This is a genomic window from Terrabacter sp. 2TAF16, from assembly GCF_052115065.1.
Classification (GTDB): domain Bacteria; phylum Actinomycetota; class Actinomycetes; order Actinomycetales; family Dermatophilaceae; genus Terrabacter.
This window is the reverse complement of sequence record NZ_JBFRFZ010000001.1, coordinates 54,382-69,359: the sequence shown is the minus strand read 5'-3', so window position 1 is coordinate 69,359 and position 14,978 is coordinate 54,382. Positions and strand designations below refer to the sequence as shown.

Sequence of the window (14,978 nt, the reverse complement as noted above, 5' to 3'; positions counted from 1 at the left end):
GGAGTCGGCCCTGCGGTGTGTGAGACCGCAGGGCCTTCGTCGTACCCGGGAACCTGACAGGACCCGGACAGGGAACAGCCCTGCGGGTGTGAGAGCCGCAGGGCCGGGATCCTCGGACGCGCAGGCCTCGACGGACTCGTCGGTCGACCGGTGCGAAGGAAGGTGAAGGCCCGGGAAGTATGAGTTCCCGGGCCTTCGGTTCGTCCTCGCCGAAGCGATTCGGAAACCGATCCGCCGAAGCGGTTCGGTTCCTCATTTGTAGCCCCGCGGACGTCGGCGCGCAAGCCCTTGTCGGCACTTTCTTCACCGCGACCCGGAGGGGGCGGCGTGTCGCCCTGACACGCCGTCCCCTCGCCTGCGGGAGGGCCCTCAGAGGCCCGTCAGCGGAGCGTCAGGGCGTACACCTCGAAGCGGTCGTCGGCGGGCAGGGTGACGGCCTGGAGCTGCCGGGCGGGGTCGACGGCGACCGTCGTGCCGAAGATCTGGACCGGAGGTCCGTCGACGCCCGCACCGCCCTTGATCCGATGGTCCATGGCGATCGCCACCGTGTTGCCGTTGTGCCCGCTGCCCGCGGCCCAGTCGGTCAGGGCGACCGGGACGGACTGGACGCTGCCGTCCGTGTAGGTCAGGCGCAGGGCCGTCCCCACGTCGCCGTTGTGCGTCGACCCGACGAGATGGATCGTAGAGCGGCTGCCGGCCTGCACGAGCAGCGTCTGACCGCGTCCCTCGACGAAGTTCGGCGTCGTGCCGGAGGTGACCGGAGCGGCATACGTGGTCCCGTCGTGCACCCACGGGCCCGGGGCGGGCAGCAGGGCGGCGTCGTAGCTCCAGCCGCTGCCGTCGAAGTTGCCCTCGCTCGGTGCGGCGACGGTCGCCGTGCCGTCGTGGTTGCGGGCCGGCGCCAGGTCCACGGCGCATCCCGGTGCGCCGCCGACGCAGTCGAGCGCCTCGCGGACCTGAACGGGCACGGTGCGCGTCACGGGATCGACACCGGGTGCCGTGGCGGTGACGACGACCTCGTGGTCGCCCACGCCCAGGCCGGCGGGGAGGCGCAGGGTCACCGGCACCGTCGCGCTCGCGGGTACGCCGTCGCTGTGCAGCACGGCGGCGCCCTCGTCGCCGTCACCCACGGCGGCCGTCCAGCCTGCGGGGGCCGTCACGGACACGGTGACGGGCAGGCTCTTGGGGGCCTGGCCCACGAGGTCGACGGTGAGGCGGGCCTCACGCGCCCCGGTCGGCACGACGACGGGGTTCGGACGAGCGGCCATCGAGAGCGACAGGCGCGGGTCACGTCCGGCCTGCACGGCCGACGGCGGCACGTCGGCCGGCGTCGTGCCCCACCGGCTCGGGGAGGTGCCCACCGTGTGCGCGATGGACCCACCCTGTCGGACGGCGTCCCAGCCGACCCAGCTCTTCGTGCTCTTCGTCCCGTCGACCGTGAGGCTCTGGACGTAGCGCCGGTCGTCGGAGACACCGGGTGCGGTGATCGTCAGGTGACCGCCCTGTCCGGTGCGCACGGCCGTCGGTGAGGCCACGGCGACGTCGACGCGCTCGAACTGGGGCGAGCTGACGACGAAGACGTTCGACCCGCTCATCGTCGGGTAGAGCCCCCAGGACGAGAAGACGTACCACGCCGACATCGTGCCGAGGTCGTCGTTGCCGGTCATGCCGTCGGGGCCGTCGGTGAAGAGGGTGAAGGCCGCCCGCGCCACCGTCGCGATCTTGGCGGGCTGCTGGACCCAGGCGTAGACGTACGGCGCGAGCAGGTCGGGCTCGTTGTTCGGGTTGTAGGTGGGCTTGCTGTAGTAGGCGTAGGTCGCCTCGATCCAGTCGGTGCGTGCGGTGCCGGCCGGGTCGGTGAGCAGCTTCGGGTAGGCGAAGAAGTCGTCGAGGCGCTTCTCGGTCGCCGCCCGACCACCCATGAGGCGGGTCAGGCCGGCCGGGTCCTGCGGGACGAGCCACTGGTACTGGTACGAGCCGCCCTCGTGGAAGGCGTGGGACGCCTCGACGGGGTCGTACGGGTCGAGCCACGTCCCGTCGGCCAGGCGCGGGCGGAACGTCTGCGTCCCGGCGTCCCAGAGGTTGCGGTACCAGCCGCTGCGCTCGGTGAGCATCGCCGCGTCGGCAGTGTGGCCCAGGCCCTTGGCCATCAGCGCGAGGGACGCGTCGGCGGCGGAGTACTCCATCGTCGCCGAGGCCGGGTGGGCGCAGTCGTTGTCCCCGCCGTGCGACACGCAGTCGGTGCCCACGTCCAGACCGAACGGGATGTAGCCGAGCTTCTCGTACCAGTGCTGCCCGGCGCGGCCGTTGTACTGGCTGTCGGCCGGCGGTCGTTCGGTCGCGTTCTGCTTGAGCAGCGCGTACGCCTCCGCCTCGTGGCCGGCGAGGAAGCCCTTGCTCCAGCCCTCGACGAGGAACGGGGTGACGGGGTCGCCGGTCATGATGTTGGTCTCGCTGTTGACGAGCGCCCAACGGGGCAGCCATCCGCCCTCGCGACCGATGGCGAGCACGGACAGGTAGGAGTCGCGGGCCACGTCGGGCGCCAGGACCTCGAGCAGCTGGTTCTGCGGGCGGTAGGTGTCCCACAGCGAGAAGTTCTGGCGCGGCGTGTAGCCCTGCGCCACATGGTTCTTCCCGTCCCAGCCGTGGTAGCGACCGTCGACGTCGGACGCGAGGTTCGGGTGCATGAGCGAGTGGTAGAGCGCGGTGTAGTAGGCGGTGCGGCGCTCGCTCGTGCCGCCGGTCACGCGCGCCTTGTCGAGCTCGGACTCCCACCGCTGCCCGAGCGCGGCTCGGGTGGCGTCGAAGTCGAACGAGTCACCGGTCTCGCTGGTCAGGTTGGTCCGCGCGCCCTCGGGGCCGGTGTAGCTGAGGGCGACCTTCATCGTCACCGACGTCGTGCCGGTCGGGAAGGTGACCGCGGCGCCGTTGCCGCCGTCCTTCGTCGAGGCATCCCGTGCGCCCGACGTCAGCGTCGACCCGCTCCACGTGCCGAACGAGCTGAACGGGCGGTCGAACTCGGCACGGAACCACACCGTGTGCTCGTCCTTGCCTGCGCAGAAGTTGCCGTCGTGGATCCGGCCCTCGACGACCCGGTCACCCACGACATGCACCTCAGAGTCGAAGACTCGCATGTTGGCCTTGCCGGTGTTGAGCAGGACGTTCGGCTGCTTGTCGGCCGGGAACGTGTAGCGCTGCCAGCCCGTGCGGTCGGTGGCGGTCAGCTCGGTCTGGACTCCGTGGGTCGCCAGACCGACGCGGTAGTAGCCGGGCTCGGCCTCCTCGTCGGCGTGGCTGTAGGTGGACCGGTAGCGGTCCGGGTCCACGGTCGTCACGGAGCCGGTCGTCGGCATCACCGGCAGCTCGCCGACCACCGGGCATCCCACGCCCGACAGGTGGGTCTGGCTGAAGCCGTAGATCGAGCCCTGGGAGTGGTCGTAGCCCCCCTCTCCCCCGGTGTCGGGACTCACCTGCACCATCCCGAACGGGGCACTGGCCCCCGGGAAGGTGTTGCCGTTGTCCTGGGTGCCGATGAACGGGTTGACCGCGTCGACGAGCCGCTCGGCCGGAGCGGCCGCAGCGGGTGGCGCCCCGGAGGGCAGGACGGGGCCGAGGACGGCGGCGGCGAGGACGGCGGTGCCGAGCGAGCGGAGCACGGTGCGCATGGAGGTTCCTTCACGGGCGACGACGATGTCCTGCCCGAGACTCGTGACGACCGGCGCGACGGTCAACCGGTGGCCGGTGTCCTGTCCGATGGACGTGCGACATCGGACAGAAGCGGACGTATGCCGCCGGGCCGGGGCCCGGTGAGGGGCGCCCGGCCCGACGGCATCCGTCGGTGGGTCCGGTCAGGGACGGCGGTCAGACCTGCGCGCGGCTCTCGATCGCGGCGAGGATCTCGCTGATGGCGTCGTCGACCGGCACGCCGTTCTTCTGCGAGCCGTCGCGGTAGCGGAACGAGACGGCGCCGGCGGCGCGGTCGTCCTCGCCCGCGATGAGCGTGAAGGGCACCTTCGACTTGCTCGCGTTGCGGATCTTCTTCGGGAAGCGGTCGTCGCTCGCGTCGAGCTCGACGCGGACTCCCTTGCGCTTCAGGCGGTCGAGGACCTCACCGAGGTAGTCGGCGTAGTCCTCGGCGACCGGCACGCCGAGGGCCTGGACCGGTGCGAGCCAGACCGGGAAGGCGCCGGCGTAGTGCTCGACGAGGACCCCGAGGAAACGCTCGATCGAGCCGAACTTCGCCGAGTGGATCATGACCGGCTGCTGGCGCGACCCGTCGGCGGCCTGGTACTCGAGGCCGAAGCGCTCCGGCTGGTTGAAGTCGTACTGGATCGTCGACATCTGCCAGGTGCGGCCAATGGCGTCGCGCGCCTGCACCGAGATCTTCGGGCCGTAGAAGGCCGCGCCGCCCGGGTCGGGCACGAGCTCGAGACCGGAGGCGGTGGCGACCTCCTCGAGGACCTTGGTCGCCGCCTCCCACTGCTCGTCGGAGCCGATGAACTTCGAGGACTTCTCGCCCTCGGTGTCACGGGTCGACAGCTCGAGGTAGAAGTCGTCGAGGCCGAAGTCCCCCAGCAGGCCGAGCACGAAGTCGAGCAGGTGCTTGATCTCGGCCGGCGCCTGCTCGGCGGTGACGTAGCTGTGCGAGTCGTCCTGCGTCATGCCCCGCACCCGGGTCAGGCCGTGCACGACGCCGGACTTCTCGTAGCGGTAGACGCCGCCGAACTCGAAGAGGCGCAGCGGCAGCTCGCGGTAGGACCGGCCCCGCGACTGGTAGATGAGGTTGTGCATGGGGCAGCTCATCGCCTTGAGCTGGTACTTCGCGCCCTCGAGCTCCATCGGCGGGAACATCGTGTCGGCGTAGTACGGCAGGTGCCCCGAGGTGTGGAAGAGCTCCTCCTTGCTGATGTGCGGCGTGCCGACGTAGGAGAAGCCCTCCTCGATGTGCCGGCGCCGCACGTAGTCCTCCATCTCGCGCTTGATGACGCCGCCCTTGGGGTGGAAGACCACGAGGCCCGAGCCGAGCTCGTCGGGGAAGGAGAAGAGGTCCATCTCGGCGCCGATGCGACGGTGGTCGCGGCGCTCGGCCTCGGCGAGGCGGTCGAGGTAGGCCTTGAGCTCGTCCTTGGTCGGCCACGCGGTGCCGTAGACGCGCTGGAGCTGCGGGTTCTTCTCCGAGCCGCGCCAGTAGGCAGCGGCCGAGCGCATCAGCTTGAAGGCGTTGCCGATGAGCTTGGTGCTCGGGATGTGCGGGCCGCGGCACAGGTCGCCCCACGCGCGGGTGCCGTCACGGCGGATGTTGTCGTAGATCGTCAGCTCGCCGGCGCCCACCTCGACCCCGGCGCCCTCGGCCGCCTCGTCGGCGTTGCCGCCCTTGAGTCCGACGAGCTCGCACTTGTAGGGCTCGTCCTTGAGCTCCTCGAGCGCGTCGGCGTCGGTGACGACGCGGCGCTCGAAGGTCTGCCCCTCGTTGATGATCTTCTGCATGGCCTTCTCGAGGGCCTTGAGGTCATCGGGGTGGAACGGGGTCTCGACGTCGAAGTCGTAGTAGAAGCCGTCACGGATGGGCGGGCCGATGCCGAGCTTGGCGTCGGCGTGGAGCGACTGGACGGCCTGGGCGAGCACGTGGGCCGCCGAGTGGCGCAGGACGGCGAGGCCGTCCTCGCTGTCGACCGTGACGGGCTCGACGACGTCGCCGTCGGCGAGGGCGTGGAAGAGGTCGCGCAGCTGACCGTTGACGCGCGCGACGACGACGGCGCGGTCACCCTCGAAGAGCTCACCCGCCGTCGTCTGCTCCGCTACCGCTCGCTCGCTTCCGGCGACGGTGACGGTGATCTGTGCAGACACGGTTGGTGCTCCTCGTTCGAACGGGACCCGCCGGCGGGCGGCGGGTCGTGGGGGCTGCCGCTGCAGGCGGCTCGTGCAAGCGTATCGAGGCGTCGCGGGACCGGGCGACACTGTTTGGTCGTGGGACCACTCGGCTGGCCCGAACTGGCCTCGCGGGACGGCTCCCGAGCGGATACTGGTGAGCCGGGCGGCCGTCTCGGAGCGCGCCCCGGCACAGGAGGGGACGCCCGTGGAGCAGACGACCGACAGCCCGTCACCGCCGGCCGAGCCGGCCGAGCCACCCGCGCCGCCGGTGCCCGGGTGGGAGTCGCTCGGGCTCGACCGGGCGACGGCGCTCGCCCTCGCCGAGACGGCCGAGGCGGAGTTCATGATCGCGCTGCACGACGGCGCACCCACCGAGGCGAAGGCCGCGCTGGGCATGCGGTCGGAACGTCTCGCCGGTGGCGTGGCCGTCGTCATGGCCGGTGACCCCACGGGCGGCTACTGGAACAAGGCTCTCGGCTTCGGCGTCACCGAGCCGGTCACGGACTCCCTCGTGGCGCACCTCGTGGACCTCTACGCGTCCGCCGGCGCCCCGGCCCTCTGCCTCCAGGTCGCGCCTGCCGCTCTCCCGGCCGACTGGGACGACATCTGCGGGCGCCACGGCATCGTGGGTGGGTCCGTCTGGGCCAAGCTGCTCCGCCCGGCGGCCACGCCGACGACCCCGTCGACGACCGACCTCCGGGTGGGCACGATCGGCCCCGAGGACGCCGAGGCGTACGCCCGCGTCTTCGCCGGGGGCTTCGGGATGCCGCCCGAGCCGCACCTGCTGTCGATGTTCGCCGCCGCCGGGGGCGGCGGACCGGGGTTCACCGCCTACGGCGCCTGGGACGGGGATGTGCTCGTGGCCGCCGCGAACCTGCACGTCGCGGGACCCGCGGCTGCCTTCTGCGGGGCGGCGACCCTTCCCGAGGCGCGCGGCCGTGGTGCCCAGTCGGCCTTCATGCAGCTGCGGGTCGAGGCGGCTCGCGCGGCCGGCTGCACGTGGATGAGCGCGGAGACGTGGCAGGAGCTCGAGGGAGCCCACAACCCGTCGCTCCACAACATGCTGCGCTCGGGCTTCGTCGAGGTCTACGACCGCCGCAACTGGGTCTGGCGGCCGGGGGCCTAGATGACCACGTCCATCACCGTGACGCTGGCGTCGCCCGCTGCCCACCAGGACGTCATCGAGCTCGTCGGCGCTCGGCTGCAGCACCTGACGAGGGCCGAGGTGGCCTGGCCGTTCGAGTCGCCCGAGGTGTTCACCCATCTCGTCGTGGCCGTCGCGAGGGACGACGACGAGCACCTGCTCGGTGTGGGCCTGTCGCTCCGGCCCACGTTCGCACCGCCGGACAGGTCGATGCTCCGGGTCGTCGTCGCCCGTGACCACGAGGGCCACGGTGTGGGAAGCGCCCTGCGCCGGTTCCTGCTCCCCCTCGTCCCGGACACGACCCGACGGCTCGGCGGAGGAGTCTACGACGACGAGCCGAGGTCGCTCGAGATCGTCCGCCACTGGGGTTTCGGCGTCGAGGAGCACGCCATCGACTCGGCCCTCGACCTCGTCGAGCACCCGCCCGAGGCCCCCGTCGTGCCGGCAGGGGTCGACCTCGAGGAGGTCCCTGACCTCGAGTTCGACGACGAGGGCGCGGTCGAGGCCATGCTCCGGGCGAGCCAGACCAACCCCGAGGCGGCGGTTGGCTTCGTCATGACGCTCGAGAAGTTCCGCACGATGACGACGACCGGCGAGATCCCGATCTGCGTCGTCGCGCGCGTCGACGGCGCCCCTGCCGGGATCTCCTACGGGACGGTCAGCGCAGGCGAGCTCTTCATCGCCTACAGCGGCATCGACCCCACGTTCCGGGGCCGCGGCCTCATGCGCCTCGTCAAGCAGCAGGCGCACGTGGCCGCGACCGGGGCAGGGGCCACGAAGGCCCGGACCAACAACGAGGAGCACAACTCCGGCATCCGCCGGATCAACGCCGAGCTGGGCTACGTCGTGCGGAGCGGGGCGTACCGGCTCGTCCAGGACCTGGCCGCCGAAGACTCACGGTGAGCGGCGCCGTCGCCGGTCACCAGGTGTTCTCGACGACGGCGTGCTCGATCTCGCCCTTCGCGTGCTCGAGGACCGAGAGCGTGCGCGACGCCTCGAACGCCGTGCGCAGTCGCACCGACGACGGCAGCCGCACCGGCTTGCGGAACCACACGCGGCTCGTGAGCCCGGCCTCCGGCAGTCGAGGTCCGAGTGCGGCGAGCACCCTGGCGTAGGAGTACATCCCGTGGGCGATGGCGCTCGGGAAACCGAGCGGCTTGGCCGTCAGCGCGTGCACGTGGATGGGGTTCCAGTCACCCGACACGGCGGCATACGCCCGTCCGGTGCCCTCGCCCAAGCGCCACAGCGGCCCCGTCGTGACGGCAGCGAGCGGGTCGGCCGACGGTGGTTCGGACGGCTCGGCGTCGGGGTGCTCGGCCCCGCGTGAGAGGTAGGTGCTCACACCGCGCCACACGACCTCGCCCCGCACCCCGACCTCGGACACGAGGTCGACCTGCCGGCCGCGGCGGTGAGGTCGGAGGTCCTGCGCCCAGACCGAGACGTCCAGCGGCTCGTCGAGCTGGACGGGTCGCAGCGCCTCGATGCGGTTCTCGACGTGGACGGCACCGAGCAGCGGGAGGGGGAAGCGGTCGCCGCTCATGACCGCCATCTGGAGCGGGAACGCGACGAGGTGCGGGTAGGTGGGCGGCAACGTGCCGGACACCGGGAAACGGCACACGTGGGCGTAGGCGACGAGGTCGTCGACGTCGACGCGTATGCCGGCCCGTGACCAGCGGACGTCGGGCAGCGTGTCGCTCGCGTTGCCCCTGCGGAGCGCGGCCGTGGCGTAGATGCGGCGCAGGTCGGGCGCCGCGTCGAGGGTGATCTCCTTGGTCATGGGGCGCTCACGCCCCGAGCAGGCTCTGGCCGCAGACGCGGACCACCTGCCCCGTGACGGCGGCGGACCCGGGCTGGGCGAACCAGGCGATGGTCTCGGCGACGTCCTTCGGGTGCCCGCCCTGCTGGAGGGAGTTCATCCGGCGCCCGATCTCCCTCGTGGCGAAGGGGATCCGCGCCGTCATCTCCGTCTCGATGAATCCGGGCGCGACGGCGTTGACCGTGATCCCGCGGCCCGCGACCTGGCGCGAGAGCGCGGTGACGAGGCCGATGACGCCGGCCTTGCTCGCGCCGTAGTTCGTCTGGCCGCGGTTGCCGGCGATGCCCGCGATCGAGGCGACGCAGACGATGCGACCGCCGTCGGCGAGTCCGCCCTCGCCCAGGATCGCGTCGTTCATCCGCAGGACCGAGCGGAGGTTGACCTCCATGACGCTGCGCCAGCGGTCGTCGTCCATGTTGACGAAGAGCTTGTCGCGCGTGATGCCAGCGTTGTGCACGACGACGTCGAGGCCGCCGTGCCGCGTCGTGGCGTGCTCGACGATGCGGGAGCCCGCATCATCCGCCGTGACGTCGAGCTGGAGCGCCGTCCCCCTGACCTCGTTGGCCACCTTGGCCAGCGCGTCTCCGGCCGACGGGACGTCGACGGCGACGACCGTCGCGCCGTCACGGGCCAGCACCCGGGCGATCTCGGCACCGATGCCTCGTGCGGCGCCGGTCACGACGGCCACCTTGCCGTCGAGCGGGCGCAGCGCGTCGACGTCGCCGCTCGTGGACTCGTCGACCCGGACCACCTGGCCGTCGACGTAGGCCGAGCGTCCGGACAGGAAGAACTCGACGGCGGATCTGACGCCGTCGCGTGCATCCCCCTGCGCGAGAACGAGGTTCGCCGTCGCTCCCGCTCGCAGCTCCTTGCCGATGGAGCGCACGGCGCCCTCGAGGGCACGCTGGGTCGTCACCTCGGCGACGTCCGTCAGCGTCGCCGGGTCCGTGCCGATGACCACGACGCGACCGTTGGGTCTGAGCGCCTTGACCGCGGGGGCGCCGAGCAGGCGCAGCTGGTCGAGCTCGGCCGGGTCGGTGGCGGCGCTGAGGTCGAGCACCACGGCCCCGACCTTGTCGCCCGAGTCGGGCAGCGTGGACACCGCGGCCACCCCCTCACCCCCGAGCCAGGCGGCGATGCCGTCGGCGAAGCGCCCGCCGCCCGCGACGAGCACCGGCCCCTCGCAGAGCGGCATACCGGGCTCGTAGCGGCGCAGCCGGGTCGGCTGTGGCACGCCGACCCTTCGGGCCACGGGCGAGCTGACGATGGTCGTGAAGAGGTCGGTCATGCTCATGCCTCCAGGATCGCGACGACGCCCTGCCCACCGGCAGCGCAGATGGAGATGAGGCCTCGGCCTCCGCCGGCCTCCTTGAGCTGCTTCGCGAGCGAGGCCACGATGCGACCGCCCGTCGCGGCGAAGGGGTGGCCCGCGGCGAGCGAGGACCCGTTGACGTTGAGCCTGCTGCGGTCGATGGAGCCGAGCGGCGCGTCGAGGCCGAGGCGCTCCCGACAGAAGTCGGGGTCCTCCCAGGCCTTGAGCGTCGTGAGCACCGTCGCGGCGAACGCCTCGTGGATCTCGTAGAAGTCGAAGTCCTGCAGGGACAGGCCGTTGCGGGCGAGCAGGCGAGGGACGGCATACGCCGGGGCCATGAGCAGGCCCTCGTCGCCGTGGACGTAGTCGACGGCCGCCGACTCGGCGTCGACGAACCAGGCGAGTGGGGTCAGCCGGTGCTCGGCCGCCCACTCCTCGCTCGCGAGGAGCACTGCAGAGGCGCCGTCGGTCAGGGGGGTCGAGTTGCCCGCGGTCATCGTCGCGCCGTCGCCCTTGCCGAAGACCGGCTTGAGGGTCGACAGCTTCTCGACCGTGGAGTCGGCGCGGAGGTTCGTGTCGCGCGAGACGCCGAGGTAGGGCGTGACGAGGTCGTCGAAGAAGCCCCGCTCGTAGGCGGCGGCGAGGTGCTGGTGACTGGCGGCCGCGAGCTCGTCCTGGGCCTCACGGGTGATGCCCCACTGCGCGGCGGTCAGCGCCATGTGCTCACCCATCGAGAGCCCGGTGCGGGGCTCGACGTTCTCGGGGACGGCCGGCACGAGGTGACCCGGGCGCAGGCCCGTGAGCGCCTTCGCGCGCTCCCCGGCGGACCGCGCGCGGTTGACGGCGAGGAGCGTCTGGCGCAGGCCCTCGCTCACGGCGATGGGAGCGTCGCTGGCGCTGTCGACGCCACCGGCGATGCCGGCGTCGACCTGGCCGAGCGCGATCTTGTTGGCGACGAGGACGGCCGCCTCGAGCCCGGTGCCGCAGGCCTGCTGGACGTCGTAGGCCGGGGTGGCGGGGTCGAGGCGGGTGCCGAGCACGGTCTCACGGGTGAGGTTGAAGTCGCGGCTGTGCTTGAGGACCGCGCCGGCCACGACCTCGCCGAGCCGCTCCCCCGCGAGCCCGAAGCGAGCCACGAGTCCGTCGACGGTCGCGGTCAGCATGTCCTGGTTGGACGCCTTGGCGTAGGGGCCGTTGGACCGGGCGAAGGGGATGCGGTTGCCCCCGAGGACCGCGACTCGACGCGGCGCGCGTGGGCTGGACTGGGAAGCCATGGGTCTCTCCTGCTGTCGGATGTCTGACCTGTCGTTCTCGACCAAGATAACCGAAACCGGCAGTAGTCGATACAGCAAGTACCTGTTACTTTCGTGAGATGGACAACGACGTGGATCGTCCGGGACAGGCTCCCGCCGCCCCTCGGGACGGGCGGGACTCGCGCTGGGAGCGCCATCGCGAGGAGCGCCGCGCCGCCCTCGTCGACGCGACGATCCGCGCGATCCGCACCCACGGCGCCGGCGTCGGGATGGACGACATCGCGGCCGAGGCCGGCACGTCCAAGACCGTCATCTACCGCCACTTCGACGACAAGGCCGGTCTCTACCGCGCCGTGGCCGCCCGCATCGACGGACGCGTCGTCGGCAACGTCGGGGCGGCGCTCGGCCGGTCGAGCACACCGCCGGCGGACACCCGCGAGCTCGTCGCGTCCACGGTCGAGGCCTACCTCGCCCTCGTCGAGTCCGACACCGAGGTCTACCGCTTCGTCGTCAACCGGCCGCTCGTCGACCTCCCGCTCGCCGACGACCCTGTCGGAGGCACGGTCGACCAGGTCACCGATCAGCTGACCGGCCTGCTCCTCGAGGCGCTGCAGTCACCGGCGACCGATCCGTCGCGGGCCCGCACGTGGGCGATCGCGCTCGTCGGCTCCGTGCGTGCGGTCGCCGACGACTGGCTCGCCACCCCCGAGGCCGACCGCGCCCCGCGCGCCGCCGTGGTCGACTCCCTGACCGACCTCGCCTGGCACGGGCTCGCCCCCGTCCTCACGGCCCACTCCGCCACGCACACGTCCACCTCCCCGACCACCGCGACCTCCTGAGGTCCAGACCCGGAAGGCACCGAGATGTCCACGGCCACAGACTCCCCCACAGACTCTCCCACCGGCTTCCCCGCCGACTCACGCAGCGGCTCCCCCGTCGGCTCACCCGCCCCCGATCGCTCCCCGGCGCCCGAGCACCTCGAGCCGGGCCAGGGCCCCGTGACCCAGGCCGGCCCCGCGCTGACCGCGGAGCTCCGCGCCCACCTCGACGGCCCGTTCGGCGAGGTGCGGGAGCACTGCCGAGCGCTCGACGCCGCGACGTTCGGACCGCCGTCGGCCCCGCTGCCGATGGACGAGCACCGCTCCCGTGTCACCGCCCAGCTCGCCGCCCTGGCCGCGGAGCCGTACGCCGCTCGCGGGTTCCCCGAGCACCAGGGCGGCACCGCTCGCTACGGCGAGGCCGTCGCCGCCTTCGAGATGCTCGGTCACACCGACCTCTCGCTCTTCGTCAAGGCCGGAGTCCAGTGGGGCCTCTTCGGCGGCGCCGTCTCCCTCCTCGGTACGAGCCGCCACGACCACCTCCTGCCCCGCATCACGTCCGGCGAGCTGCAGGGCTGCTTCGCGATGACCGAGACCGGCCACGGCAGCGACGTGCAGAGCCTGCTGACGACCGCGACCTTCGATCCGGCGACCGACGAGATCGTCGTCCACTCACCCGTGCCCGCGGCACGCAAGGACTACATCGGCAACGCGGCCCGCGACGGTCGCCTCGCGGCGGTCTTCGCGCAGCTCGTCGTCGACGGCGAGTCCCGCGGCGTGCACTGCGTCCTCGTCCCGATCCGCGACGAGTCCGGCACTCCCGCAAGGGGTGTCACCATCGAGGACTGCGGCCCGAAGCTCGGTCTCGCCGGCGTCGACAACGGACGGCTGCTCTTCGACCACGTCCGGGTGCCGCGCACCAACCTGCTCGGCCGCTACGGCGACATCCGCGACGACGGCACCTACACGAGCCCCATCGACAACCCCGGCCGCCGCTTCTTCACGATGCTCGGCACGCTCGTCCGCGGTCGCATCTCGGTGGCCGGCGGAGCGGGCGCTGCCGCCCGCTCGGCCCTCGCCGTCACGACGACGTATGCTGCCGGGCGCCGCCAGTTCGCCGCCCCCGGCACCGAGGAGGAGACGACCGTCCTCGACTACCGGACCTACCAGCGGCGCCTGCTGCCGAGGATCGCGACGGCATACGCCCTCCAGCTCGCGCAGCACGAGCTCGTCTCCGCCATGGACGACGTGCTCGCCGGGCGCGCGACGTCCGAGGAGGACCAGCGCCGGCTCGAGACCCGGGCCGCAGGGATCAAGGTGCTGACGACCCGGCACGCGACCGACACCATCCAGGAATGCCGCGAGCTGTGCGGCGGAGCCGGCTACCTCTGGGCCAACCGCCTCGCCGCGCTCAAGGCCGACACCGACATCTTCACGACCTTCGAGGGCGACAACACCGTCCTGCTCCAGCTCGTCGCCAAGTCGCTCCTCGGTGAGTACCAGGCGACGTTCGGCGACCTCGACACGGCCGGCATCGTGCGCTTCGGCGCGCGGCTGGTCGGCGGCACCGTCATCGAGCGGTCGTCGGCGCGGGGCATCATCCAGCGACTCGTCGACGCTGCGCCGGGCCGCGACGAGGACGTCACCTTCGGCATCCGCGGCACCCAGCTGCGCCTGCTGCGCGAACGCGAGGCGCACCTCATCGAGGGCCTGGCCCGACGGCTCCGGCGGGCCACCGCTCCGGGCGCCGACGCGTTCGCGATCTTCAACGCGACGCAGGACCACCTCGTCGAGGCCGCGACGGCCCACGTCGAGCGCACCGTCGCCGAGACCTTCGCCGCCTCGGTCGAGTCCTGCTCCGACGACGAGGCCCGCGCCGTGCTCGCCCGGGTCTGCGACCTCTACGCCCTGTCGACGATCGAGCGCCACAAGGCGTGGTACCTCGAGCACGACCGGCTGAGCCCTGCGCGCGCCAAGGCCCTCACCGCCCTCGTCAACGAGGTCTGCGCGGAGCTGCGCCCGTACGCCACGACGCTCGTCGACGCCTTCGGCATCCCCGAGGGCCTGCTGACGACGGAGATGTCAGGCACCGCCTGATCCGGCGTGAGATCGCGCGGCTCCTGTCGCCCGAGCGCACACACTGCGCGATCTCACGCGCGATCTACCGCCCGAGGTCGTATGCCGTCCCGCACCGTCAGTCGTGCGTCACTCGGTCGCGCGCTGGTAGCGACCGCGCCGGTGCACGAGCGGGGCGTCCTCGACCCCGACCTCGGCGTGCTCGATCGTCGCCTCGACGAGCACCGACCACCCGACGTCGCGACGGCTGCCCGGGTCGAGGCGCACGCCCATCCAGGTCGTGGCGTGGCGAGGGCGCGGACCCCACGCGGTCTGCTCCCACTCGATGAGCCGGAAGGCCCCGCCGGGCGCGGGCATGACGCCGGCGAAGACGTCGGCGAGGCGCTCGTCACGCGCACCGAGGAGCGTGACGACGGCCGTGCCGGTCTCCTCGAGGGCGTCGAGCACGTCGGAGTCGGGATGGAGGAGCCCGACGACCCGGCCCGGGTCACCGGTGGCGACGAGGTAGGACGAGACCGTCAGGCCGACCCGCTCGATGCCTTCGCCTGCCGTCCAGAGCGACACCGTGCCACCGATGCGCCCCCGCAGGCGCCGGACCGGGTCGCGGTCCTCGTCAGGAGTGTCGAACGGGTGCTCCGTGTGGATCGTCATGTCGCGTCCCCGCCGGGGAGCGGTCCGGGCCGGTCAA

At 72.2% G+C, this 14,978-nt stretch carries 10 protein-coding genes; 4 read left to right on the top strand and 6 right to left on the bottom strand.

What is annotated here, in order from left to right:
• Positions 1 to 380 precede the first annotated feature (380 nt).
• A complete protein-coding gene (locus AB4Z14_RS00285) occupies positions 381 to 3,665 on the bottom strand; it encodes a GH92 family glycosyl hydrolase (protein WP_442273409.1) in 3,285 nt (1,094 codons plus the stop codon).
• Positions 3,666 to 3,861: 196 nt separating this feature from the next.
• The gene (gene thrS / locus AB4Z14_RS00280; protein WP_442273408.1) at positions 3,862 to 5,847 is read right to left on the bottom strand and encodes a threonine--tRNA ligase; all 1,986 of its coding nucleotides are present in this window, start codon (positions 5,845 to 5,847) and stop codon (positions 3,862 to 3,864) included.
• A gap of 229 nt (positions 5,848 to 6,076) precedes the next feature.
• Here thrS and AB4Z14_RS00275 point away from each other — a divergent pair, with 229 nt between their 5' ends.
• Positions 6,077 to 6,997, top strand: a complete 921-nt coding sequence (locus AB4Z14_RS00275; RefSeq protein WP_442273407.1) for a GCN5 family acetyltransferase — start codon at positions 6,077 to 6,079, stop codon at positions 6,995 to 6,997.
• Positions 6,998 to 7,918, top strand: a complete 921-nt coding sequence (locus AB4Z14_RS00270; protein WP_442273406.1) for a hypothetical protein — start codon at positions 6,998 to 7,000, stop codon at positions 7,916 to 7,918.
• Positions 7,919 to 7,934: 16 nt separating this feature from the next.
• Here the strand turns inward: AB4Z14_RS00270 and AB4Z14_RS00265 are convergent, their stop codons facing one another.
• Genes AB4Z14_RS00265 through AB4Z14_RS00255 form a run of 3 tightly spaced genes read right to left on the bottom strand, consistent with a single transcriptional unit; the run spans position 7,935 to position 11,417 of the window.
• On the bottom strand, positions 7,935 to 8,792 hold the full coding sequence (locus AB4Z14_RS00265) for a MaoC family dehydratase (protein WP_442273405.1): 858 nt from the start codon (positions 8,790 to 8,792) through the stop codon (positions 7,935 to 7,937).
• A gap of 7 nt (positions 8,793 to 8,799) precedes the next feature.
• On the bottom strand, positions 8,800 to 10,119 hold the full coding sequence (locus tag AB4Z14_RS00260; RefSeq protein ID WP_442273732.1) for a 3-oxoacyl-ACP reductase: 1,320 nt from the start codon (positions 10,117 to 10,119) through the stop codon (positions 8,800 to 8,802).
• Between the two features lie 2 nt (positions 10,120 to 10,121).
• Positions 10,122 to 11,417, bottom strand: coding sequence for an acetyl-CoA C-acetyltransferase (locus tag AB4Z14_RS00255; RefSeq protein WP_442273404.1), 1,296 nt, complete (start codon positions 11,415 to 11,417; stop codon positions 10,122 to 10,124).
• Between the two features lie 98 nt (positions 11,418 to 11,515).
• On the opposite strand from AB4Z14_RS00255, the gene AB4Z14_RS00250 reads away from it, so the two are divergent.
• Both AB4Z14_RS00250 and AB4Z14_RS00245 read left to right on the top strand, forming a co-directional pair.
• Positions 11,516 to 12,235 carry a TetR/AcrR family transcriptional regulator gene (locus AB4Z14_RS00250; protein ID WP_442273403.1) on the top strand — a complete coding sequence of 240 codons (720 nt, stop codon included), beginning with the start codon at positions 11,516 to 11,518 and terminating at the stop codon, positions 12,233 to 12,235.
• 24 nt (positions 12,236 to 12,259) lie between these two features.
• On the top strand, positions 12,260 to 14,311 hold the full coding sequence (locus tag AB4Z14_RS00245; RefSeq protein WP_442273402.1) for an acyl-CoA dehydrogenase family protein: 2,052 nt from the start codon (positions 12,260 to 12,262) through the stop codon (positions 14,309 to 14,311).
• A gap of 108 nt (positions 14,312 to 14,419) precedes the next feature.
• Here the strand turns inward: AB4Z14_RS00245 and AB4Z14_RS00240 are convergent, their stop codons facing one another.
• Positions 14,420 to 14,941, bottom strand: coding sequence for a flavin reductase family protein (locus AB4Z14_RS00240; RefSeq protein WP_442273401.1), 522 nt, complete (start codon positions 14,939 to 14,941; stop codon positions 14,420 to 14,422).
• Positions 14,942 to 14,978: the final 37 nt, after the last annotated feature.